At 72.8% G+C, this 21,143-nt stretch carries 17 protein-coding genes and 2 pseudogenes; 9 read left to right on the top strand and 10 right to left on the bottom strand.

The genetic code is table 11. The annotated features are described in order from the left end of the window. Positions 1-58: 58 nt before the first annotated feature. Positions 59-861: pseudogene (locus ACIQFU_RS27035) on the bottom strand (MBL fold metallo-hydrolase). Between the two features lie 186 nt (positions 862-1,047). Beyond that, a complete protein-coding gene (locus tag ACIQFU_RS27030) occupies positions 1,048-1,614 on the bottom strand; it encodes a hypothetical protein (RefSeq protein WP_402554764.1) in 567 nt (188 codons plus the stop codon). A 185-nt stretch (positions 1,615-1,799) separates the two neighbouring features. Between ACIQFU_RS27030 and ACIQFU_RS27025 the strand changes: the two genes are divergently transcribed. The 3 genes from ACIQFU_RS27025 to ACIQFU_RS27015 all read left to right on the top strand — a co-directional run bounded on the left by ACIQFU_RS27025 (position 1,800) and on the right by ACIQFU_RS27015 (position 4,064). Then, positions 1,800-2,402 carry a TetR/AcrR family transcriptional regulator gene (locus tag ACIQFU_RS27025; RefSeq protein WP_402554763.1) on the top strand — a complete coding sequence of 201 codons (603 nt, stop codon included), beginning with the start codon at positions 1,800-1,802 and terminating at the stop codon, positions 2,400-2,402. A 94-nt stretch (positions 2,403-2,496) separates the two neighbouring features. Next, positions 2,497-2,904 (top strand): YciI family protein, encoded by a 408-nt coding sequence (locus ACIQFU_RS27020; protein ID WP_402554762.1) that lies wholly within the window; start codon positions 2,497-2,499, stop codon positions 2,902-2,904. Between the two features lie 8 nt (positions 2,905-2,912). Further along, on the top strand, positions 2,913-4,064 hold the full coding sequence (locus ACIQFU_RS27015; RefSeq protein ID WP_402554782.1) for an RNA polymerase sigma factor: 1,152 nt from the start codon (positions 2,913-2,915) through the stop codon (positions 4,062-4,064). On the opposite strand, the gene ACIQFU_RS27010 is transcribed toward ACIQFU_RS27015, so the two are convergent. The 3 genes from ACIQFU_RS27010 to ACIQFU_RS27000 all read right to left on the bottom strand — a co-directional run bounded on the left by ACIQFU_RS27010 (position 4,036) and on the right by ACIQFU_RS27000 (position 8,281). Continuing rightward, positions 4,036-5,679: an MFS transporter gene (locus tag ACIQFU_RS27010; RefSeq protein WP_402554781.1), complete on the bottom strand. Its 1,644-nt coding sequence runs from the start codon at positions 5,677-5,679 to the stop codon at positions 4,036-4,038. The genes ACIQFU_RS27015 and ACIQFU_RS27010 overlap by 29 nt on opposite strands. Positions 5,680-5,793: 114 nt before the next feature. Continuing rightward, positions 5,794-6,885 carry a PP2C family protein-serine/threonine phosphatase gene (locus tag ACIQFU_RS27005; protein WP_402554761.1) on the bottom strand — a complete coding sequence of 364 codons (1,092 nt, stop codon included), beginning with the start codon at positions 6,883-6,885 and terminating at the stop codon, positions 5,794-5,796. Between the two features lie 178 nt (positions 6,886-7,063). After that, complete coding sequence (locus ACIQFU_RS27000; protein WP_402554760.1) at positions 7,064-8,281, bottom strand: MFS transporter; 1,218 nt, start codon at positions 8,279-8,281, stop codon at positions 7,064-7,066. A 77-nt stretch (positions 8,282-8,358) separates the two neighbouring features. Here ACIQFU_RS27000 and ACIQFU_RS26995 point away from each other — a divergent pair, with 77 nt between their 5' ends. From ACIQFU_RS26995 to ACIQFU_RS26985, 3 genes are all read left to right on the top strand, one after another. Continuing rightward, positions 8,359-9,342 (top strand): ArsR/SmtB family transcription factor, encoded by a 984-nt coding sequence (locus ACIQFU_RS26995; RefSeq protein WP_402554759.1) that lies wholly within the window; start codon positions 8,359-8,361, stop codon positions 9,340-9,342. Positions 9,343-9,352: 10 nt separating this feature from the next. Continuing rightward, positions 9,353-9,874 carry a glutathione peroxidase gene (locus ACIQFU_RS26990; protein WP_402554758.1) on the top strand — a complete coding sequence of 174 codons (522 nt, stop codon included), beginning with the start codon at positions 9,353-9,355 and terminating at the stop codon, positions 9,872-9,874. A 73-nt stretch (positions 9,875-9,947) separates the two neighbouring features. Next, positions 9,948-10,844, top strand: a complete 897-nt coding sequence (locus ACIQFU_RS26985; protein WP_402554780.1) for a MerR family transcriptional regulator — start codon at positions 9,948-9,950, stop codon at positions 10,842-10,844. 87 nt (positions 10,845-10,931) lie between these two features. Here ACIQFU_RS26985 and ACIQFU_RS26980 read toward each other — a convergent pair whose 3' ends face one another. The 4 genes and pseudogenes from ACIQFU_RS26980 to ACIQFU_RS26965 form a co-directional block, all read right to left on the bottom strand. Then, positions 10,932-11,123 (bottom strand): DUF397 domain-containing protein, encoded by a 192-nt coding sequence (locus ACIQFU_RS26980; protein WP_059301326.1) that lies wholly within the window; start codon positions 11,121-11,123, stop codon positions 10,932-10,934. Between the two features lie 210 nt (positions 11,124-11,333). Continuing rightward, the gene (locus tag ACIQFU_RS26975) at positions 11,334-12,191 is read right to left on the bottom strand and encodes a helix-turn-helix domain-containing protein (protein WP_402554757.1); all 858 of its coding nucleotides are present in this window, start codon (positions 12,189-12,191) and stop codon (positions 11,334-11,336) included. Between the two features lie 319 nt (positions 12,192-12,510). Beyond that, positions 12,511-13,269, bottom strand: a complete 759-nt coding sequence (locus ACIQFU_RS26970; RefSeq protein WP_402554756.1) for a GPP34 family phosphoprotein — start codon at positions 13,267-13,269, stop codon at positions 12,511-12,513. Positions 13,270-15,262: 1,993 nt separating this feature from the next. Further along, positions 15,263-15,325 (bottom strand): annotated as a pseudogene (locus tag ACIQFU_RS26965) (hypothetical protein); the annotation flags it as partial. Between the two features lie 137 nt (positions 15,326-15,462). Between ACIQFU_RS26965 and ACIQFU_RS26960 the strand changes: the two are divergent. From ACIQFU_RS26960 to ACIQFU_RS26950, 3 genes are all read left to right on the top strand, one after another. Further along, entirely contained in the window at positions 15,463-16,596 is a 1,134-nt protein-coding gene (locus ACIQFU_RS26960) for a serine hydrolase (RefSeq protein ID WP_402554779.1), read from the top strand. A 218-nt stretch (positions 16,597-16,814) separates the two neighbouring features. Beyond that, the gene (locus ACIQFU_RS26955) at positions 16,815-18,839 is read left to right on the top strand and encodes an MFS transporter (protein ID WP_402554755.1); all 2,025 of its coding nucleotides are present in this window, start codon (positions 16,815-16,817) and stop codon (positions 18,837-18,839) included. 229 nt (positions 18,840-19,068) lie between these two features. Further along, positions 19,069-20,652, top strand: a complete 1,584-nt coding sequence (locus ACIQFU_RS26950; protein WP_402554754.1) for a sodium:solute symporter family protein — start codon at positions 19,069-19,071, stop codon at positions 20,650-20,652. Positions 20,653-20,713: 61 nt separating this feature from the next. On the opposite strand, the gene ACIQFU_RS26945 is transcribed toward ACIQFU_RS26950, so the two are convergent. Next, positions 20,714-21,124 carry a VOC family protein gene (locus ACIQFU_RS26945; RefSeq protein ID WP_402554753.1) on the bottom strand — a complete coding sequence of 137 codons (411 nt, stop codon included), beginning with the start codon at positions 21,122-21,124 and terminating at the stop codon, positions 20,714-20,716. Positions 21,125-21,143: the final 19 nt, after the last annotated feature.

The raw sequence follows: 21,143 nt of genomic DNA, 5'->3' as shown, positions 1-21,143 counted from the left end.
AAGCCCCCTGCCCTCCCCTCCCTCCCTTACCGCCCTTCCGTCTCTCTCGCCCGCGCCGTCAGGCCCTTGCCTCCGCGCCCACCGTCACGTGCTCGCCCGGTGCGCACCGCCGCGGGCGGGCGGTGTGGCCCCGGCGGTCGGCCTCCGTGAGGAAGTCCCCCAGGGGGAGCGGAAGACCGTGTAGTCGTCGTAGTGGACGGGCATGGCCCGGCGGGGGCGCAGGAGGTCGAGCAGGTCGGTGCCCTGCCCGGCGTCCATGGTGACCACGAGCCCGCCGGGCAGGGTCGTGCCGCCGAGGTGCAGGACGGCCAGGTGGATGTCCGGGTACCGTTCGGCGCTCTCGCGCAGTCCCTCGTACATCAGGGTGTCGCCGGAGAGGTAGAGGACGAGGCGGGTCTCGCCCGCGCGGTCGCCGAACTCCAGCAGGCTGCCCATCACCGGGGGCAGCAGGAAGCGGGCGGGTCCGGGGGCGTGGCGGCCGGGGAGCGACGTGATGCGGACCGTCGAGTCGCCGTGGCGCAGGGTGTGGGTCTGCCAGGTGTGCAGGCCGGTGGCCCGGCGGAAGCCGTACAGGCCCTTCAGGACGCGGGATCCGTGCGGGGTGGTGAGGAACGGCAGGCCGCGGTCCAGGCCCCGGCGGGCCACCCGGTCGAAGTGGTCGCCGTGGAGGTGGGAGAGGACGACCGCGTCCAGGTCCTCGTGCGGCAGTTCCGTCACGTCGAGGGCCGGCTCGGTGACCCGGCGCGAGACCAGTCCGTAGCCGAGGTGGGCCCGCTGGCCGCGGTGGAGGAAGTTGGGGTCCGTCAGAAGGGTCAGGTCGCCGTAGCGGATCAGCAGGGTCGCGTTGCCGATGAACCGGATGTCCGCGGCGCCCTCGGGCGGCTTCCCCGGCTTCCCCTGTTCCCTTGGCTTCCCCGGCTCCGGCGGGGTGGGTGAGCGGTGCGGCACGGCCGGCTCCTTCCGTCGCTCGCGACTCCCCCGGTACCGCCACGGGTGCTCGTGGGGCTCGCGGTCACACCCCCCGGTCGGGCCCGGCCGTCCCCCGGGTCAGGCGGACCGGTCGCGCGTCCCCCGGGTCAGACGGACCGCCGAGGCCAGGAAGAAGACGCCGCCGAGGAAGGCGTATCCCGCGAGGCTCCCCAGGGACGGGTCGTCGGCGCCGGCCTGCGTCACGAACGAGATACCGGCGAGCGTCGAGATGGCACCGCTGACGATCATCGGCCACTGACCGCCCAGCCGGCGGCGGACGGCGCCCGCGACGAGTTGGACGATGCCCGCGGTGACCGCCCACGCGCCCCAGACCCGCAGGACGGCCGGGATGCCCGAGGTCGCGGCGAGGGCGAGGGCGAGGACCGTCAGGGAGCTGATCGCGATGTTCGCGTACAGGGGCGCGGCCGGGCCGCCGTTCGCCTTCGCCGACCGGACGTCGACGATCGCGGCCGCGACGTCGAACAGCGGGTAGACCAGCAGGAGCGTGGTGCCGAGCGGGCCCAGCGTGTCGGCGGTGGCGAAGAGCAGGGCGGCCCATACGGCGGCGAACGCGAAGCGGACGAAGTACAGCTTGCGCAGGGTGACGGGGACGCTGGCGGGCGGGGCGGCGACGGCGGTGTCCACAGGAGTGCCTTTCGGTGCGGAGAAGAAAACGAGGAGAGAGCGCGGAGAACTCGGCAGAACGCGACGAGCCCAGAGAGCCCGGAGAGCGCGAGGTAGAACGTTCGGTCTCGCCATGAAGTCAAAGGGTAGCCGTCCCCGTTGTCAAGACCGAACGTTCTACCTCGCCACCTTGATACGGTGGCCCCATGAGCCCGAGCGCAGCTGCCCGCAACACCTCCGAAGCGCGAGCCCGGCTGCTCGGCACCGCCACCAAGATCTTCTACGCGGAGGGCATCCACTCCGTCGGCATCGACCGGATCACCGCGGAGGCGCAGGTCACCCGGGCCACGCTGTACCGGCACTTCTCGGGCAAGGAAGACCTCGTCCTCGCCTACCTCGACCAGGCCGACCGGGGGATCCGGGGGCAGGTGGCCGCGGCCCTGGGCAGTACGCCCGCTGCCGACGGGCAGGTCCGGGCCGTCGCGCGGTCCATCGTCGACGGGATCCGGTCCCCCGGTTTCCGCGGCTGCGCCTTCCTCAACGCCGTGGCCGAGTATCCGGACCCGGACCACCCCGTGCACCGGGCGGTGCTGGCCCACCGGCAGTGGTTCCTGGACACCGTCACGGAGCTGCTGACACGGGCCGGCGAGGGGCACGCACCGGCTGAGGCCGCCGGACGGCACTTCGTGATGCTGAGGGACGGTGCGATGGCGGCCGGGTGCCTCTTCGACCCCGAGCTGGTCTCCGAGACCTTCCTGCACGGCGTGGAGGGGGTCCTGAGGGACGTCTCGGAAAAAAGTTCCGCCTGATCTCTCCCGCCGTGTCGAGAACGCGCGTCCGGCTCCGTCCCAGGGGTGAAGGCGGCCACAATGGGCCGCACCAGCACCGAGGAGACGACGCATCATGGCCAAGTACCTGCTGCTCAAGCACTACCGAGGCGCCCCGGCACCGGCCAACGACGTGCCCATGGACCAGTGGACGCCGGACGAGATCTCGGCGCACATCCAGTACATGAACGACTTCGCCGCCCGGCTGGAGAAGACCGGCGAGTTCGTCGACGGGCAGGCGCTCGCCCCCGAGGGGACCTGGGTGCGGTACGACGGTGAGGGGAAGCCGCCGGTCACCGACGGGCCGTTCGCCGAGACCAAGGATCTCATCGCCGGCTGGATGGTGATCGACGTCGACGGCTACGAGCGCGCCGTCGAGCTGGCCGGGGAGCTGTCGGCCGCGCCGGGGGCGGGCGGGAAGCCGATCCACGAGTGGCTGGAGCTGCGTCCGTTCCTGGGCGCGCACCCGACCGTCACGGAGTGACCTCGACGATGGACGAGGCCCTGATCAGGAGCCTCACGCCGAGCGTGCTGACCGTCCTCGTCCGCCGCGGAGCCGACTTCGCGGCGGCCGAGGACGCGGTCCAGGAGGCGCTGGTCGAGGCGGTCCGCGGGTGGCCGGACGACCCGCCGCGTGATCCGAAGGGGTGGCTGGTCGCCGTGGCCTGGCGGCGGTTCCTCGACGCGGCCCGCGCCGACACCGCCCGCCGGCGGCGTGAGGACCGCGTCGAGGAGGAGCCGGCGCCCGGACCGGCGGCGGACGTGGACGACACGCTCCAGCTGTACTTCCTGTGCGCACATCCCTCGCTGACGCCGTCCTCGGCGGTCGCGCTCACGCTGCGCGCCGTCGGCGGGCTGACCACCCGGCAGATCGCCCGGGCCTACCTGGTGCCCGAGGCGACGATGGCGCAAAGAATCAGCCGGGCCAAGCGCACCGTCTCCGCTGTCCGGTTCGACCGGCCCGGTGATGTCGCCACCGTGCTGCGCGTGCTCTATCTCGTCTTCAACGAGGGTTACTCCGGTGACGTCGACCTCGCCGCGGAGGCGATCCGGCTCACCCGTCAGCTCGCGGCCTCCGTCGACCACCCCGAGGTGGCGGGGCTGCTCGCGCTGATGCTGCTCCACCACGCGCGGCGGGCCGCCCGTACCGCGCCCGACGGCGGCCTGGTGCCGCTCGCCGAGCAGGACCGCGGCCGGTGGGACACCGCGTCGATCGCCGAGGGGGTGGAGATCCTGCAGGCGGCGCTCGCCCGGGACCGGCTGGGCGAGTTCCAGGCGCAGGCCGCGATCGCCGCCCTGCACGCCGACGCGCCCACCGCCGGCGAGACCGACTGGGTGCAGATCGTGGAGTGGTACGACGAGCTCGCGCGGCTGACCGACAACCCCGTCGTGCGGCTCAATCGCGCGGTCGCCGTCGGGGAGGCCGACGGGCCGCGCGCCGGACTGGCGGCGCTGGCCGCGCTGGACGAGGCGCTGCCCCGTTACGCGGCGGTGGCGGCGTACCTGCACGAGCGCGACGGCGACCCGGACACGGCGGCACGGCTGTACGCCGAGGCGGCCCACAAGGCGCCCGACCTCGCCGAGCGCGACCACCTCACGCGTCAGGCCGCCCGCCTCAACTCCCGTCGCCGGGAGCGCCGGTGACCGGGCGGGACGGGGACTTCGGGGGCGAAGCGGTCTCGGCCGCGCGTCCGTTCACGTCCTCCGCCCGGCCGCCCGGGTGGCGCAGCGCGCAGAAGTAGCCGATCGCGAGGGCGACGGCCATGCCGTAGAAGACCCACTGGTTGGCCTCGGCGAAGTCGAGGCGGATGGCGGACATCGCGTCCCGCATGGCGGACTGCGCCGGGCCGTCGCCCGTCGGGGTGCGGGTGTCCGCGTTGCCGGTGATCGCCTCCGTGACGTCCCGGGCCATGGAGCGCCGTGCGTCGGGCGGTACTCCGCGGGTGCTCAGGGTCTCCTCGACCCGGTCGGTCATGGAGTGCGTCAGCATGGTGCCGTAGACGGCCAGGCCCACGCTGGCGGCGTAGTTGCGGACGGTCTGGGTGATGCCGGTGACCTCGCCGTAGGAGGAGTCGATCGAGCGGTTGACGGCGTCCGTCGAGGCGGGGGCGAGGACGAAGCCGATGCCCGCGCCGGCGAGGGCGGCGTAGGGCCACTGGTCGTGCATGGACAGGTCGGTGAGTTTGCCGGCCCACAGCGCGAAGCCGACGGCGCCCAGGGCGCAGCCGATCCTGAGCGCCGGGCGGGCGCCCCGCTTGTCGAGGATGCGGCCGCCCCACTGGGAGGCGATGGCGAACCCGGCGAAGAAGTACAGCAGGTACAGCGCGGCCTGGTTGGGCGAGGCGCTGAGCGAGACCTGGGCGTAGACCGAGGCGAAGAAGAACAGCGGGACGAACGCCAGCATGGCGAAGAAGAGCACCAGCGCGTCCACGGTGAAGGCGCGGTCGCGGAAGACCGCGAGGTTGACCAGGGGGTGACGGGTGCGCAGTTCGTAGCGGCAGAAGGCGTAGAGGATCGCGAGGCCGCCCGCGATGCAGACCCAGGTCGCCGCGTTGTCCCAGCCCCAGGCCGCCGACTGCTGGAAGCCGAGCACGCTCAGGCCCATGCCGGCGACGATCAGCAGGGCGCCCTTCACGTCCAGCGACTCCTCGCGCCGGCGGTCGGGGATGCCGGCCAGTGCGGTGAGGACGAGTGCCGCGATGGCCACCGGGACGTTGACCCAGAAGATGGCCCGCCAGGTCCAGGCCGTGAGCCAGCCGCCGAGCAGCGGTCCCACGGCGGTCAGGGCGCCGGTGAGGCCGAAGAAGAGGGCGAGCGCGCGGCCCCGGCGCTCGACCGGGAACACCGCGACGACCACGGCGAGCGCCGCCGGGAAGAGCAGGGCCGCGCCCAGGCCCTGGACGGCGCGGAAGACGATGAGCCAGGTCAGCGCGTAGTCCCCGGAGGGTACGCAGCCGCACAGCACCGAGGAGACGACGAAGACCAGGGTGCCGACGACGACCACGCGGCGTGGGCCCCACAGGTCCGCCAGGCGTCCGCCCAGGGCGAAGAAGGCGGCCAGGGCCAGCAGGTAGGCGTTGATCACCCACTGCATGCCCGAGGCCGACAGTCCGAGTTCGGAGACGATGTCGGGGGCGGCGATCGAGACGATCGTCTGGTCGATGAACGTCATCGCCACCGCGAACATCATGGCGGCGAGGGCCAGCGACTGGGAGGGTGCGCGGCGGCCGGCACCGGGCGTGCTCGGGTCCCGCGTCATGTGCGTTCCGCTCACCCGGCCAGTCTGCGCCCGCGCCGGTGACCACGCATCCGGACGGGTGCGCGGTCACGCCCGAGCGCCGTCGCACGCGGGCACCGTCGCACTCGGGCGCCGTCACACCGGGGCGACCGGCCCGCCGCCGTCCGGTCCCTGGTAGCGCAGCAGCAGCATCGCCGCATCGTCGTGGTGGGGTCCCGCCGTGTGCCGTACGAGGTCCTCGCGCAGGGCGTCGAGGGCGCGGTGGGCGTCGGGGTCCTTCAGCAGGTGGGCGCGCCCGGCGAGCGGGTAGAAGTCGCCCCGCTCGTCCCGGGTCTCCGTGACGCCGTCGGTGTAGAGGAGCAGCTGGTCGCCCGGGAGGAAGGGCACCGGGAAGGGGACCGGTCCGGGGGCGCCGTGCGCGGCCAGGCCCAGCGGGAGGGCGTAGGCGGGCGGCTCCGGGAAGTCGGCGGTGCCGTCGTCGTGGACGAGCATCGGCGCCGGGTGGCCGTAGTTGAGGAGGACGACGCGGTGGTCGTCGCCGATCTCGGCGAGGACGGCGGTGACGAACTTCTCGTCCTCCAGCTCCCGGGCGACACTGCGCTCCAGCCGCTCCCCCAGTTTGACCAGGTCCTTCTCGTCGTACGCCGCTTCCCGGAAGGCGCCGAGGACGCGGGCCGCGGTCTCCACGGCCGCGAGGCCCTTGCCCTGGACGTCGCCGACGATCACCCGGACGCCGTGCGGCGAGGCCACCACCTCGTACAGGTCGCCGCCGATCCGGGCCTCGGCGACCGCCGACGTGTACGAGACGGCCGCGTGCAGCGGGCCCGCGGTCAGCGGCACCGGGCGCAGCAGGACCCGCTGGGCCACCTCCGCGATCGAGCGCACGCTGGCCAGCTCGGCCTCGCGGCGCGAACGCATCAGGGCCGCCACGATGCCGACGCCGGTCACGCCGGCCACCGACAGCATGGCGGTGTAGCCGCGGGGGCGGTCGAAGAGCCCGTTGTACATGCCGAGACCGACGCAGAGCAGCAGCGCGGCCAGTCCGATCACCGCGGTGCGCCGCCAGCCGCCGACCAGTGAGCCGAACGCCGGTCCCAGCGACACCAGCGGCAGCAGTCCCACCCCGGGGCCCATCGTGAGGTCCACGGTGGCGACCACGGCCATGGCGGCGACGGGTGTCCAGGCCAGCAGCGCCGCGGAACCGGGCGGCGACTTCTTCACGGTCATCACAACTCCGGTGTCGCAGCGCTCAAGAGCCGCCCTCTCCCTGTCCTCAGGCGCCCTCCCCAAGTTCCTCAGCCTAGGCAAGGGTCCGGGTGCGCAGGGGTTCCGGGGCGGTCCTTGACCCAATCGAGGCCGAGTCGTCGCACCCGCCGGACCCGCCACGCGCGGGGAACCGGCACCGTCACGCGGACCGCACCGCCGCCCGCGTCGGCAGCAGCCCGCCGTCGGGCGCGGCGCGCCGGCTCGCCACCGTCAGCGTGAGCGTCACCGTGAGCGAGGCGAGCGCCATCACGGTCATGGCCGTCGCCGGGGAGGTGAACTGGGCCACCGTGCCGGCCAGGGTCGCGGCGACGCCCTGCATGGTGAGCATCCCGGCGGAGTGCAGTCCGAGGGCGTGCCCGGAGAGTTCGTCGGGGGTCAGGGCGATCAGGCGCTCCTGCTGCACCAGGGTCGCGCCGAAGCCCACGGAGGCCAGGGCGACCAGTACGGCCGTCAGCGGCAGCGGAGGGCGCAGGAACAGGACGAGGTACGGCGCGGCCAGCAGCACCAGCAGCGGGACGCCGAGGCGCGGGCGCAGCCGGGCCGGGAGCAGCCGGCCGACCGTCAGGTCCCCGGCCAGCATGCCCAGCGCGGCGCAGGCCAGCAGGGTGCCCGCGGCACGCGGGTCGTAGGAGACGTACAGGGACTCGCAGCCGACGACGAGGCCGTTGGGGATCCACAGGGCCAGGTAGAGGTGGCGGCGCGGACGGGCGGACAGCAGCAGGGCGTTGGCGTGCCAGGTGGCCCGTACGGAGGGGCGGCCCGCGGTGCGCGGCGGGCGGCGGGTCAGCCGGAGGGCGAGGCCGGCGGCCGCGGCGTACACACCGGCCGCGAGCAGCAGGCACAGGCGCGGGGACAGCAGGGTCACCAGGACGCCGCCGACCGCGTAACCGCCGATCTGCAGTACGCCGTTCATCATGTTGAAGAGCGAACGCCCGGTCAGGTAGCCGTCCTTGGCCAGGATCTCGGTCAGCAGCCCCCAGCGGACCCCGCCGCCGACGGAGGCGATCAGGCCCTTGACGAGGACGAGGGCGAGCATGCCCCACACCGGCAGGCCGGGCAGCGCGAGTGCCGCGGTGATGAGGGCGAAGGCCGCCGAGAGACCGGCCAGCGTCGCACGCGGTGGCAGCCGGTCGGCGCCGGAGAGGAAGAACGTGGCGCCCAGCACCTGGGCGAGCGCGGGACCGAACATGCTGACCGCGGAGAGCAGCGGCGAGTTCGTCGCGCGGAACACCAGCGTGCCGAGGGCGAGGCCGCCGACCGTCTGGGCGGCCAGGTTGGCGGCGGAGGAGAGGAAGAGAGGGGTGAACTCCGGGGTGCGGAAGAGGCCCGCGTAGCTTCTGCGGCTCGTGTCTGGCATGCGGGGAGTGTCGGGTGGGCGCCGGAGGGGCCGTTAATGTTTCGCGCGGACGCGAAAGGTGCCGGAGAGGGGGCCGCATGGGCTGGTGGGAGGTCAACGCCGACACGCTCGCCCGCAGCCGTTTCGTGGTCTCGCCGCTGGACGAGGCCCTGGCCTGTCTGAAGCTGCTGCACGCCGGGGTGGCCGGGCATCCGGGCGAACGGGCCTGGCTCGACGCCCACCGGCCCGCCCACCTGCGCCGGATGGCGGCCGACCCGGTGGCCGCGCTGCTCGTCGACGCGGGTCTCGGCCGGGGGTGGAACGCCGACTTCCTCACCCCCACTCCGGCCGAGGGCCTCAGCTTCGAGGAGGGGGTCGAGCGGATCCGGGCAGCCCGCCCCGACCGGGCCCGCGCCGACCTGGCCGTCTCCGTGGGGGGCCCGCTCCCGGCCGTGCTGGACCGCGACGACCTGCCCGAGCGGGCCGCCGCGCTCCTCGAGGACGTCTGGACGCAGGCGGTACGGCCGGACTGGGAGCGGCGCCGCCGGGTCCTGGAGGCGGACGTCGTCGCGCGGACCGCGCAGGTGAGCCGGGGCGGCTGGGCAGCGGTCCTGGACGACCTGCGGCCCGGCACCCGCTGGCTGGGCGGCAACCGGCTCCAGATCAACCTGAACCCGTATCCGCCCCGCGAGCTGTCCGGGGCCGAGCTGATCCTCGTGCCGATCACCGCGCAGCGGCACGGCTGGGTGGCGTGGGAGGAGCCCGAGCGGTACGCGGTGGTCTACCCGTGCGCGGGCGCCCTCACGGACGACGGCGCCCGGCGCGTGCCCGCCGCCCTGGGCGCGCTGCTCGGGCCGGCCCGCGCGTCCGTGCTGACGCTGCTCTTCACCCCGATGAGCACCAGCCAGCTGGTCGGCGTGACCGGCCAGGCCCTCGGCTCGGTCGGCCGGCACCTGCGGGTGCTGCTCGACGCGGGGCTGGTCGAGCGGCGGCGGGCGGGCCGGTCGGTGCTGTACTCGCGGACGTCGGCCGGGGAGGTGCTCGTGGAGGCGGCGGGCGGGAGCGGCCGGGTGCCGGACTAGCATCCGGTGCATGACGACCTCACCGAACACGCGCAACGACGACAGCCTCCCCCTCGACGTCGGGATCGGCGCGCTCCAGGGCGGGAGCGCGGACCTCTCCCAGTACGCCGGTCAGGTCGTGCTGGTGGTCAACGTGGCCTCCAAGTGCGGGCTCACCCCGCAGTACTCCGGCCTGGAGCGGCTGCACGAGCGGTACGCGGGGCAGGGGTTCACCGTGCTGGGCGTGCCCTGCAACCAGTTCATGGGCCAGGAGCCGGGCAGCGCCGACGAGATCGCCGAGTTCTGCTCGGCGACGTACGGCGTCACCTTCCCGATGACCGAGAAGGTCGAGGTCAACGGGGAGGGCCGGCATCCGCTGTACGACCGGCTGGCCGGCTTCGCCGACTCCGAGGGGCACAGCGGGGACATCCGCTGGAACTTCGAGAAGTTCCTGATCGGGCGGGACGGCAAGGTCGCCGCCCGGTTCTCCCCGCAGACCGAGCCGGAGGCGGCCGAGGTCGTGGCGGCCGTCGAGGCGCGCCTTGCCGGTTGACCTTCCCCCTGGGGCAAGCCCGAGCGTCTCGGTCACCGGGCGGAACGGCCGCCCGGTGACGGAGGACGACGGCATGGGCGCCGGCATGGACGACGGCATGGGGGAGCGCGTGGGCGACGTGCGCGGGGAGGCGTTGCTGACCATCGGCGCGTTCGCCGCGCGGGCCCGGCTGTCGGCCAAGGCACTGCGGCTGTACGACCGGCTGGGTCTGCTGGCACCCGCCCACGTGGACGAGGCCACCGGTTACCGGTACTACCGCGCCGGGCAGGCCGAACGTGCCCGGCTGGTGGCCCTGTTGCGCCGGCTGGACATGCCACTCGCGCGGATCGCCGAGGTGGTGGACGCGGACGGCGGCCGGGCCGCCGCTCTGCTCGACGCCTACTGGGCGGACGTGGAGGCCCGGTTGGCCGGGCAGCGCACGCTCGCCGAGTACCTCCGTGGACGGCTGACCGGAAGGGATTGCGACGTGCACGGAAAATTCGTGGTCGAGACGGTGGACGTGCCCGAACAGGTGGTGATCAGCGAGAGCCGGCACGTGCTGGCGGACGAGCTGCCGGCGTGGATCGGCGCCTCGCTTGGGCGTCTGGAGGAGGCGGCCCGGGACTGCGGGGGTGTGACGGCGGCGCCGTTCGTCCTCTACCACTCGGACGTGTCGGAGGAGAGCGACGGTCCCGCCGAGTCCTGCGTGCCGGTCGCCGACGAGGCGGCGGCGCGGGCGTGGAGCGAGGAGCGGGGGCGGGCCCGGCTGACGCGGGTGCGGGTGGAGCCGGCCGGGCGGCTGGCCTACACCCGGATCACCAAGGCCCAGGTGGCCTATCCGCAGATCCTGGCCGCCTTCGGGGCGGTGGAGGAGTGGATCGCCGCGCGGGGCCTGACGGTGACGGGGCCGTGCCGCGAGGTGTACTTCGCCGACTGGGAGGCGGCGGGCCCGGAGGACCCGGTGTGCGACGTGGCCTTCCCGGTGAGCTGAGGCGAGTCGGCGGGGCCCTCTCGGCAAGGTCGGCGAACTGGTCGAGAGGGCGCCGTCGGCGGTACTGACGGGTGACGCGTGGCGGCGCTACTCCTTGACCGAGGTCACGAAGGCGGTCCACGCGTCGGCGGGGAAGGCGAGGACCGGGCCGCCGGTCACCTTGGAGTCGCGGACGGCGAGCGCCGCCACGACCGGTGACCGGACCTCGACGCACGCGCCGTTTCCTCCGGAGTAGGAGGACTTGGTCCACGATTCCTGGGCGCCCTGAAGAATTGCCATGTCTGCTCCGATGGCGAGTCGCGGGTGTGGTTCACGCCAATGACGTTTGATCTTTGGCGTGATCGACGCTACTCGCTGGCCTTCCCGGACGGAGCAGCCATTCACCCGACCGGGTGGCATATTCCAGGTGAGTCTTCCAGTACATCGTGGCAGGGATGTACTATCCCGCCTTTGTCCGGCTTCGAGCGTCCGGCCGAGGGCTTCGGCGGCTCAGCGCGCGTATTCCTTCGCCACGTCCTCGATGCGCTGCCGCGACTGCTCCACGTTCAGGGCCTGCGCCCGCAGATGCTCGTACATCACCGTGTACTTCTGCACGTCCGGCGCCTTCTCCAGGTACAGGTCGCTGGTCACGCCCTCGATGTACACCACGCTGGAGTCGGCCGCGTCGGCGAACTCCAGGATGGAGTACTGGCCGTTGATGCCGGGGTGCGCCCCGACGTCGAACGGCAGCACCTGCACGGTGATGTGCGGCAGCTGCGACATCTCGGCGACGTGTTCCAACTGCTCCCGCATCACCTGCTTGCCGCCCACCACCCGGCGCAGGCTGGCCTCGTCGAGGACCACCCACAGCCGCAGCGGGTTGTGCTCGGCGGAGATGCGCTCCTGCCGCCGTATACGGACCTGCACCCGCTTCTCCACGTCGGCGACCGACGTCTCGGGCAACGCGCCCTGGATGAGCGCCTCGGCGTAGGGCCGGGTCTGCAACAGGCCGGTGATGATCTGGGGTTCGTAGGTGCGCAGCGACTCGGCGTCGGTCTCCAGGCCGATGTAGACGCTGTACGGAATGTCCCCGAAGGCGTGCCACCAGCCCTGCTGGCGCGAGTCCTTCGCCATCTGCATCAGCGAGTCGACGATCCGCTGGTCCTCGACCTCGTACACGCCGCACAGGTCTCGGACGTCGCGCTGGCTGATGCTGCGCCGTCCGTTCTCCAGACGGCTGATCTTCGACTGGGAGACCAGCAGCCGCTCGGCGACCTCCTCGGCCGTCATGCCCTTCTGCTCGCGGAGCCGGCGCAGCTCCTGGCCCAGCCGACGCCGCCTTACGGTGGGATTGACACTCGACGCCACGGGACGTGCACCTCCGGCTGGGTGACTCGTACTTGCCACTTTGTGTATCTGCTGCTGAGCAGACTGCCACCAAGGTGCTTTCTACCGCTGGGAAACGGTCGATATGCGCCGCGTACACGCCAGTTCGGAGCACCACCCCCACATGCGGCCGCGCGAGGCGGCGGAACCTTTCCGCGGTCCGGTCGGGCCGGACGTACGGTCGGTGCCACCGCCCCGCGCGGACCTGCGGCTCCCGTGACCGGGCTTGGGGACTGGCGGTGCGGCGTTGCGTTGCGGTGCTGTGATGCGGTGGTGCTGGTGGTGCGGTGCGCCGGCCGGGCTAGTGCGCGACCGCTCGCGCCATGGATCCGTGGCTCGGTTGTGCCGGAACACCGCGGGCGGGTTCCGGGGCGGGCCTCGCCCCCGGTCCCGGGGCCGGGCGACCGGCCGGGGCCGGACTGCGGCGTGGCTGTGCCGCAGCGCCGTTCTGGACGTCCATCACCGCGTGCGCCACCAGACCGCCCATGGGGTCGTGCCTGATGAGGTCCCGCAGCCGGGACCGCGACGAGCGTCCTTCGTTGCCCGGGTAGAGGTGCTTGCCGAGTCCGACCGCGTGGGCCAGCGCGGCGAGCGCCGCGGTCCGCGGGTCCGGCGGTACGCCGGTGCGGATCGCCGAGTCCAGCCGGGCCTTGATCTCCCGGCTGATCGCCGTGTCCGTCGCCTGGTAGCGAGTCGTCGGCAGCACCCCGCACATCTGGCCCTCCACGGCATGCACCATGCCGCATCGCTCCAGATGCGAGAGGTAGGTCTGGCGCAGCCCCAGGCGGGGTCCGCCAATCCAGTTGACCGCCCGTACCGGAGCGCCACGCCTTCGCAGCAACTCCAACGCGCAGTCCAGTGTTGGATCTCCTGTCGGCCGTGGGGCCACCACGGCGATACGATCCCCGTCTGGGGCTATCCGTCCGGCCAGCGCCAGCTCCACCAGCTGTGCTCCGGCCAGACCGAGGTCGAGCGACTGCGGCTGTGCGGTGGTACCCGTGGTCGGGTCCAACGCCAGCAGCAGAAGCTCCTCCGGAAGTGTTCTGCGGCTCCTGCCCATCCATGCCTCCCCGCGTGGATGACAGACAGGGTGACCCCTCTCACATTGGTCTGTCGAGGGTGCGTGACCGCTTCGTAGTGGAACCGGTAGGTATGTCGTTCTCGTCTACCGCGTGGGTTCCACCCGTACACAGGACACTGGTAAATGGTTTCGGTACGGGTTCGGTAGCGCGCACAGGACGTGCGGCGCATGGAGGAGGCATCGGTGGCGGGCGAGTCCCCCGACAGGTCGAAGCAGCGCGAGTCGTCGGAAGAACCGACGTCGGGGAGCGCGGGTCCGGTTCCCGAAGCCAGGGCCGAGGCGAGCGAGACGCGTGATCCGCGGCTGGCGGTGGCGCGGGAGGACGCGAAGCGCTCCGCGGGGTCCGCAGGGTCCGGGTCCGGTGGCGGCGTCGACACGGCGACCCGGGTGCTGTCGGTCCGCGAGTCCTCGCCGGAGGCGGAGACCTCCGGCGAGGACGACGACGCCGAGGCGTCCGCCGCCGCTCCGGAGGGGTCCGGGGTCGCCGACGCGGCGTACGCCGCCGGGACCGACGGCCGGCTCAGGGACGCCGTCGCGGCCTGGGTGGCCACCGCGGACGAGCGGGCCGCCGCCAACGCACGGCCCGAGGACCCGCGGGACGAGGAGTCCTCACGGGACGGCGACACGGGCGCCGACGCGCCCGAGGCCGCCCCGCAGGACACCGACCAGGCCGAGACGGCCGACGGCGACTCCGACACGGACGCGGACCAGGACTCCGACACGGACGCCGCCGCGTCGGGCCCGGCGTCCGGCTCCGACGCGGACGCCGCCCCGGCTTCGGGCACTGCCTCCGGGTCGTGCTCCGCCTCGGACGCCGACGCAGCCTCGGGCCCGGGCCCGGGCCCGGCATCCGGCTCCGACGCGAGCTCCGCGCCGGCTTCGGGCGCTGCCTCGGATTCGGGGCCGGACGCGGCCTCCGGCTCGGACAGGCCCTCGGGTTCGGGTGCTGTCTCGGACGGGGGTTCGGGCCCGGCGTCCGGCTCCGACGCGAGCTCAGTCCCGAATTCCGGCACCACCGCGGACACGGACACCGCCTCGGGGCCGAACTCCGCCTCCGACGGCGACGCAGCCTCAGGCACGGCCTCGGGGTCGGGCACGGCCTCGGACACGGACGCAGTCTCGGGCTCCAGCCCCGCGTCCGGCTCCGGCCCGGGCGCCAACCCGGATTCCGGCGCTGACCCGGACGGGGACTCGGGCTCGGCGTCCGGCTCCGATGCAGGTGCTGCCACGGACACGAACGCAGCCTCCGGGTCAGGCTCCGCCTCGGACGACGACGCAGACTCGGCCTCCGGCTCCGGCCCGGCGTCCGGCTCCGGCTCCGGCCCGGCGTCCGGCTCCGGCTCCGACGCGGGCTCCGCGCCGGCTTCGGGCACTGCCTCGGATTCCGGCGCCGCCTCGGACGCGGACGCGGCCTCGGGCTCGGGCTCCGCAGCGGGCGGGGACGAGGAGCCGGCCGTCGGCGCCGACTCGGCCACGGCCTCGGATGCCGACGCCGAACCGGGTTCCGGCGTGGACGCAGACCACGCCCCGGGAGCGGAGCCGGGCTCGGGAGCGAAACCAGAACCGAAGCCGGACTCGGACTCGAAGTCCACGCCGGACTCGGACTCGAAGCCGGAGCCCGAGCCGGGCTCGGACGCAGAGGGGGCCAGGCGGGACGCCGACGACGGCGACGGCGACGGCGGCGACGACGGCGACGGTGGTGCGCCGCCCGTGGATCAGCCCACCGCCGTGTTCAAGGCGCCGCGGCCGGGCAAGCCCGCAGTCGACCAGCCGACGACGATGCTGAAGCTGGGGGACGCCGCCTCCGCCGCCAGGAAGGCCGGGCAGAAGGGCGGCACCCCCGCGCGGTCCGAGGGGGATGCCGAGCGGACCAGCAAGTTCGTGGCGCTGCGGAATCCGGACGCGCCGGCCAACCGCAAGCCCCCGCGGGACGCGCAGGCGCCCAATGCGCCGCAGGCACCCCGTGCCGGGGTCACCGCTCCCAGGCCGCACGTCGGGCCCGACCGGACCACGCAGCAGCCGCTGCCGCCCAAGCCGCCGCTGGACCTGCTGGCGGAGCTGACGAACACCCCGCCGCCCCCGGAGACCCCGCTGCGGACGACGGTGCGCCGGGTCAAGATCTGGACGCCGCTGGTCGTCCTGCTGGTGATCATCCTCGGCGTCGTGCAGTCCATGCGCCCGCTGCCCGCGCCGACCCTCGACCTCACGGCACAGGACAGCTTCACGTTCGAGGGCGGCAAGCCGCAGATCCCGTGGCCCGAGAGCGGCCAGGCCGCCCTCGACGTGCAGGGCATCGGCTCGTTCGGCTCGTCCGGCGACCAGAAGCCGGTGCCGATCGCGAGCGTGGCCAAGGTCATGACGGCGTACGTCGTCCTGCGCGACCACCCGCTCAAGAGCGGCGCCGAGGGTCCGAAGATCAAGATCGACCAGGCGGCGGAGGACCAGTCGGACGCCGGCGACGAGTCCACCGTCCACGTCTACGCCGGTGACTCGATCTCCCAGCGCGAGGCCCTCAGCGCCATCCTGATCGCGTCCGCGAACAACGTGGCGCGGCTGCTGGCCCGCTGGGACGCCGGGTCGGAGAAGGCGTTCGTGGAGAAGATGAACGCCGCCGCCAAGGACCTCGGCATGACCAACACCACGTACACCGACCCGTCGGGGCTGAACAACACGACGGTGAGCACGGCCGTGGACCAGGTGAAGCTGGCCAAGGCCGCGATGAAGGAGCCCGCCTTCCGCGAGGTCGCCGCGATGATGTCGTACAACGACTACAAGAACGAGAACCACGGCAACTGGAACCAGCTGGTCGGTCACAACGGCGTCGTCGGCATCAAGACCGGCACCACCACCTCCGCGCTCGGCAACCTCGTCTTCGCGGCGAAGAAGGAGGTCGGCGGCGAGACCCGGACCATCGTCGGGGCCGTGGTGCGCCAGCCGGACGTCGGCGGAGGGATCCTCGCCGCCGCGCTGGACTCCAGCGACAAGCTGATCCGGGCCGCCCAGGACACCCTGCAGTCGTCGACGATCCTGAAGAAGGGGAGCGTCGTCGGGTACGTCGACGACGGCCTCGGCGGCCGTACGCCGGTCGTCGCCGCGAAGGACGTCAAGGCCGTCGGCTGGGGCGGACTGACCGTGAAGCTGACCTTCGACGCGGACGAGGTGCCGCACACCGCGAAGGCCGGCACCAAGGTCGGCACCCTCACGGTCGGCGACGGCGGCACCAGCGGCGCCGTGAAGGTGCCGGTGGCGCTGCGGGACGACCTCGTCGAGCCCGGCTTCTCGGACAAGCTGACCCGCCTGGGCTGACGACCGGCCCCGCCGGGCCGGAGCGACGCCCCACGCGAACGCCCCCGCGGCCGCCCGGCCGCGGGGGCGTTCGCGTCCTCGCGGGGTCCGGGAGGGTCCCGAAAGGGAGGAGGCAACTGTGCGGGGCCGCGTGCTAGCGTCACGAAACGGGGCAGTCGCCGGTCGTGGGAACGGGACACGGCCCAAAGAAGAAGACGGGACACGGGGAGTGCCTTCAGGTGGCCACTGCGGAGCCGACACGCGCCGACGACGCCGATCAGGGTCCGGGAGCCGGCCCGCGACCACGCGTACCCGAGCCCCGCAGGGACGCCGGTGAGCACGCGGAGAGCACGAAGAGCACCGGCGGCCACGACCCGGCGGACGGCCACGACCCGGCGGACGGCGACGGTGAGCCCCGACCTTCCGGGTCCGGTCCTTCCGGGTCCGGTCCTTCCGGGTCCGGTCCTTCCGGGTCGGACCCTTCCGGGTCACGGCCTGCCCGGCCCGAGCCCGTCGAGCCGAAGGCGCCGTCGGCCGTGAACACCGCCCTGATGGCCCTGCGCGAGCGCATGCTGCGCCACCCCGTGCTGTCGATGACCGCCCTGGCCGGGGTGCTCCACATCGTGTGGTTCTTCACGTTCGCGAACAGTGGCGGCGACCTCGCGGCACAGGACGCGTGGGCCGAGTTCGTCGGCCGGCACCCGGACTCGGCGTACAACCTCGCCTGGTACGGCGGCATGCACCCGGTGTCGTACAGCGTGATCTCGCCGTACCTGATGTCCGTGCTCGGCGTGCGCACGACCATGATGATCGCGGGGACGGTGTCGGCCGGGCTGCTGACGCTGGTCCTGATCCGCAGCCGGGTGGTCCGCAATCCGCTGTGGGCGTCACTGGCCGGACTTTTCGGGCTGCTGGCCAACGCGGTGTCGGGCCGGGTCACGTTCGGGCTGGGCATGATGTTCGGGCTCGGTGCGGTCGCCGCCGTGTTCTGCTGGCCCCACCGCTGGCGGCACGAGCGCTGGGCCAAGGGACTGTGCGCGGCGCCGCTGGCCGCCCTGTCGACGATGGCCTCGCCGGTCTCCGGGCTGTTCGTGGGCCTGGTGGCGGTGGCCCTGTTCCTGCAGAAGCGCCGTCCGGGCGCCTGGGCGCTGGGCGTGGCCCCGGCCGCGGTCGTCGCACTGTCGGCGGTGCTGTTCCCCTTCTCCGGCACCCAGCCCATGGGGTTCGGCTCGGTGGTGCTGCCGGTCCTGTACTCGGCTGCGGGGTACTGGCTGGTGCCCCGCACCTGGAAGACCGTGCGGATCACGTCGGCGGTCTACGGCCTGGCCGTGCTGCTGGTCTGGCTGATCAGCTCGCAGATCGGCTCCAACATCACCCGTCTGGCGATGCTCTTCGCCGGGGTGATGCTGGTGGCGGCGCTGCCGTTCACGGTGCCGAAGTCGCGCAAGTGGTACGCGCTGGTGGTCTCGCTCGCCGGCTTCGCGGGCTGGATCGGCTTCAAGTCGGCCGACGACGCCGTCCACACCACGCCCGCCGCCTCGTGGGCGCGTGAGCTGGCGCCGCTCGTGAACGAGTTGCAGAAGGTCGGCGCGGAGCAGGGCCGGGTGGAGGCCGTGCCCGCCCGCTCCCACCGGGAGGCCTCGGCGCTCGCGCCGTACGTGAACCTGGCCCGCGGCTGGACCCGCCAGGCCGACATGGAGCGCAACCCGCTCTTCTACGACGACACCCTCAACTCGGCGAACTACCACGAATGGCTGCGGCGCTGGGCGGTGCACTACGTGGTGCTGCCCAAGGGCGAGCCGGACGGGGACGGCGGCAAGCGGGAGCGGGAGCTGCTGCAGCGGGGCCTGCCGTATCTGAAGCAGATCTGGGGAGACGCCAACTGGCAGCTGTTCCAGGTGACCGATCCGACGCCGCTGGCGGAGCCCGACGCGGTCGTCCGGCGCGCCGAGCAGGACGAGTGGGTCATCGACGTGCAGGAAGCGGGACGCGTCCTGATCCGGATGCCGTACTCGCCGTGGCTGAGCCTGGTCGACGAGGAGGGCAACAAGCTGAAGCCGCCGCAGGAGACGGAGGCCTCCAAGAACGCGCCCGAGGGCACACCGAAGACGTACGACAACGTCAACGGCTGTCTGACGGAGACCGAGGAGACCGCCGACGGCGACGTGTGGACGACGCTCGTCGCCCCCGAGGCGGGTACGTACCGGCTGTCGGCGCCGTACGGGCTGAAGCGGGGCACGCCGTGTCCCGCCGAGCTGAAGTAGCGGACCGGGCGGCCTCTTCGGGGGCCGCCTCACTATCGTTCATGTAGATGAACGCAGGTCAGTAAGCCGAACCTTTTTACTCCCTCTTGACCTTCCCCTTCCTTGTCGTGCCCGCGTCGACGCACCCACGATGAGCGGGCACTTCGCGGCCTGCCACGCCCCTACCCCGCTCAAGCGAAGTGCCAACCGGCTGGGCGGAGTTCACAAGGCGGACCCCGGAAGGGGGCACATGAACGGTCTCGACTGGTCCGTGCTCATCGGCTACTTCGCCGTCATGGTGGCGATCGGTGTCTGGTCGCACAAACGCGTGGACGACGTCAGCGACTTCTTCACGGCCGGCGGCAAGATGCCCTGGTGGCTGTCCGGCATCTCGCACCACATGTCGGGCTACAGCGCGGTGATGTTCACCGGCTACGCCGGCATCGCCTACACCTACGGCGTCACGTCCTTCGTGACGTGGTCGTTCCCCATCGCGCTCGGCGTCGCCATCGGCTCCAAGCTGTTCGCGCCGCGCATCAACCGGCTGCGCTCACGGCTGCACGTGGCCTCGCCGCTGGAGTACCTCAAGAACCGGTACAACCTGCCCACCCAGCAGGCACTGGCCTGGTCCGGCATGCTGCTGAAGATCGTGGACGTGGCCGCGAAGTGGGCGGCCATCGCCACCCTCCTGTCGGTGTTCACCGGCATCACCCTCAACCAGGGCATCCTGATCACCGGTGTCATCACGGGCATCTACTGCACGATCGGCGGCCTGTGGGCGGACGCCCTGACCGAGCTGGGCCAGTTCGTCATCCAGCTGCTGGCCGGCGTCTCGATGTTCGTGGCCGTGGCCCTGAAGCTCGGCGACCACGGCGGATTCTTCGGCGCCTGGGACGAGCCCGCCCTCCAGGGCCACGGGAAGCCGCTGGTCGGCCCGTACGGGACGGTGTTCCTGCTGGCCTTCCTCTTCATCAAGCTCTTCGAGTACAACGGCGGCATGCTCAACCAGGCCCAGCGCTACATGGCCACGCGCGACGCCCGCGAGGCGGCGCGGGGGGCGCGCCTTTCGGCGGTGCTGTGGCTGGTCTGGCCGGTGGTGCTGTTCTTCCCGATGTGGATGTCGCCGCTGCTGGTGGAGTCGCAGAAGGCGGACGGTTCGGACTCCTACGCCCTGATGACCGAGCAGCTGCTGCCGCACGGGCTGCTGGGCCTGGTCGTCGTCGGCTTCTTCTCGCACACCATGGCCATGTGCTCCTCGGACGCCAACGCCATCGCGGCCGTGTTCACCCGTGACGTGGCGCCGGTGCTGTCGAAGCGGGCGCGGGGCTGGGGGCAGCGCTCGGGTCTGCTGGCGGCCCGGCTGACGACGGTGGTCTTCCTCGGTCTGTCCATGGCGGTGGCGACGCAGGTCGACTCGCCGACGTTCAAGGACATCATCACCGTCGTGATCAAGTGGGTCGCCGGTCTGATGGGCCCCATCGCGATCCCGATGATGCTCGGTCTGCTGCGGCCCTTCCGCCGCTCGGGCCCGACGGCGGCGCTCACCAGCTGGGCGCTGGGCCTGGTGGCCTTCTGGCTGGTCAACTACCCGATCAACTGGAGCGTGGACGGCGGGGTGCCGCTGGAGTACCAGGTCTCCGTCCCGCTGGCGGTCTCGCTCGTCCTGTACGTCCTGATCGGCTACCTGAGGCCGGAGGACACCCCGGAGCGGCTCGCGGTCATCGAGCGCGTCAACACGGACGGGGACGGCGACGCCTCCGGCGCGGCGGCCGCGATCCCGGCGCCGTCGGGCGGGGTGGACGACGCGGTGGGCCGCAGCCGGGTGGGCGACTAGATCCCGTCCGGGAGGTGCGGGCGGGCGGTGGCCGCGGCGGTGGTCACCGGCCGCCTTCCGCTCAGCGCAGTTCCTGGATGCGGATCTGGTTGCCCGCGGGGTCCCGGAAGGCGCAGTCCCGGATGCCGTACGGCTGCTCGGTCGGTTCCTGGACGATCTCGGCGTTCCCTGCGCGCACCTTCTCGAAGGTGCCGTCGAGGTCCTTGGTGGCCAGCAGGATCCAGCCATAGGTGCCCTTGGCCATCATCTCGGCGACGGTGCGGCGCTCGGTGTCGGTGATGCCGGGGTCGGCGGCGGGCGGCGAGAGCAGCAGTGAGACGTCCGGCTGGCCGGCCGGCCCGACCGTGATCCAGCGCATCCTGCCGTTGCCGACGTCCTGGCGGACCTCGAAGCCGAGGACGTCCCGGTAGAAGGCCAGGGACGCGTCCGGGTCGTCGTGCGGCAGCGCGGTGGTGTGAATGCTGATGTCCATGGCATGCACGCTAGCCGCG

It is taken from the genome of Streptomyces sp. NPDC093065 (assembly GCF_044754585.1).
GTDB lineage: Bacteria > Actinomycetota > Actinomycetes > Streptomycetales > Streptomycetaceae > Streptomyces.
Note: the sequence above shows the minus strand (reverse complement) of the source record. Positions and strands in the feature narration are given on the sequence as shown.

Coding starts and splice junctions, on each gene's coding strand:
- ACIQFU_RS26950 (WP_402554754.1), top strand. CDS start 19,069: ATGAACGGTCTCGACTGGTCCGTGCTCATCGGCTACTTCGCCGTCATG.
- ACIQFU_RS26995 (WP_402554759.1), top strand. CDS start 8,359: ATGGGCTGGTGGGAGGTCAACGCCGACACGCTCGCCCGCAGCCGTTTC.
- ACIQFU_RS26945 (WP_402554753.1), bottom strand. CDS start 21,124: ATGGACATCAGCATTCACACCACCGCGCTGCCGCACGACGACCCGGAC.
- ACIQFU_RS26990 (WP_402554758.1), top strand. CDS start 9,353: ATGACGACCTCACCGAACACGCGCAACGACGACAGCCTCCCCCTCGAC.
- ACIQFU_RS27015 (WP_402554782.1), top strand. CDS start 2,913: ATGGACGAGGCCCTGATCAGGAGCCTCACGCCGAGCGTGCTGACCGTC.
- ACIQFU_RS26985 (WP_402554780.1), top strand. CDS start 9,948: ATGGGCGCCGGCATGGACGACGGCATGGGGGAGCGCGTGGGCGACGTG.
- ACIQFU_RS27020 (WP_402554762.1), top strand. CDS start 2,497: ATGGCCAAGTACCTGCTGCTCAAGCACTACCGAGGCGCCCCGGCACCG.
- ACIQFU_RS27010 (WP_402554781.1), bottom strand. CDS start 5,679: ATGACGCGGGACCCGAGCACGCCCGGTGCCGGCCGCCGCGCACCCTCC.
- ACIQFU_RS26970 (WP_402554756.1), bottom strand. CDS start 13,269: ATGGGCAGGAGCCGCAGAACACTTCCGGAGGAGCTTCTGCTGCTGGCG.
- ACIQFU_RS27000 (WP_402554760.1), bottom strand. CDS start 8,281: ATGCCAGACACGAGCCGCAGAAGCTACGCGGGCCTCTTCCGCACCCCG.
- ACIQFU_RS27025 (WP_402554763.1), top strand. CDS start 1,800: ATGAGCCCGAGCGCAGCTGCCCGCAACACCTCCGAAGCGCGAGCCCGG.
- ACIQFU_RS27005 (WP_402554761.1), bottom strand. CDS start 6,885: ATGACCGTGAAGAAGTCGCCGCCCGGTTCCGCGGCGCTGCTGGCCTGG.
- ACIQFU_RS26960 (WP_402554779.1), top strand. CDS start 15,463: ATGCGCCCGCTGCCCGCGCCGACCCTCGACCTCACGGCACAGGACAGC.
- ACIQFU_RS26980 (WP_059301326.1), bottom strand. CDS start 11,123: ATGGCAATTCTTCAGGGCGCCCAGGAATCGTGGACCAAGTCCTCCTAC.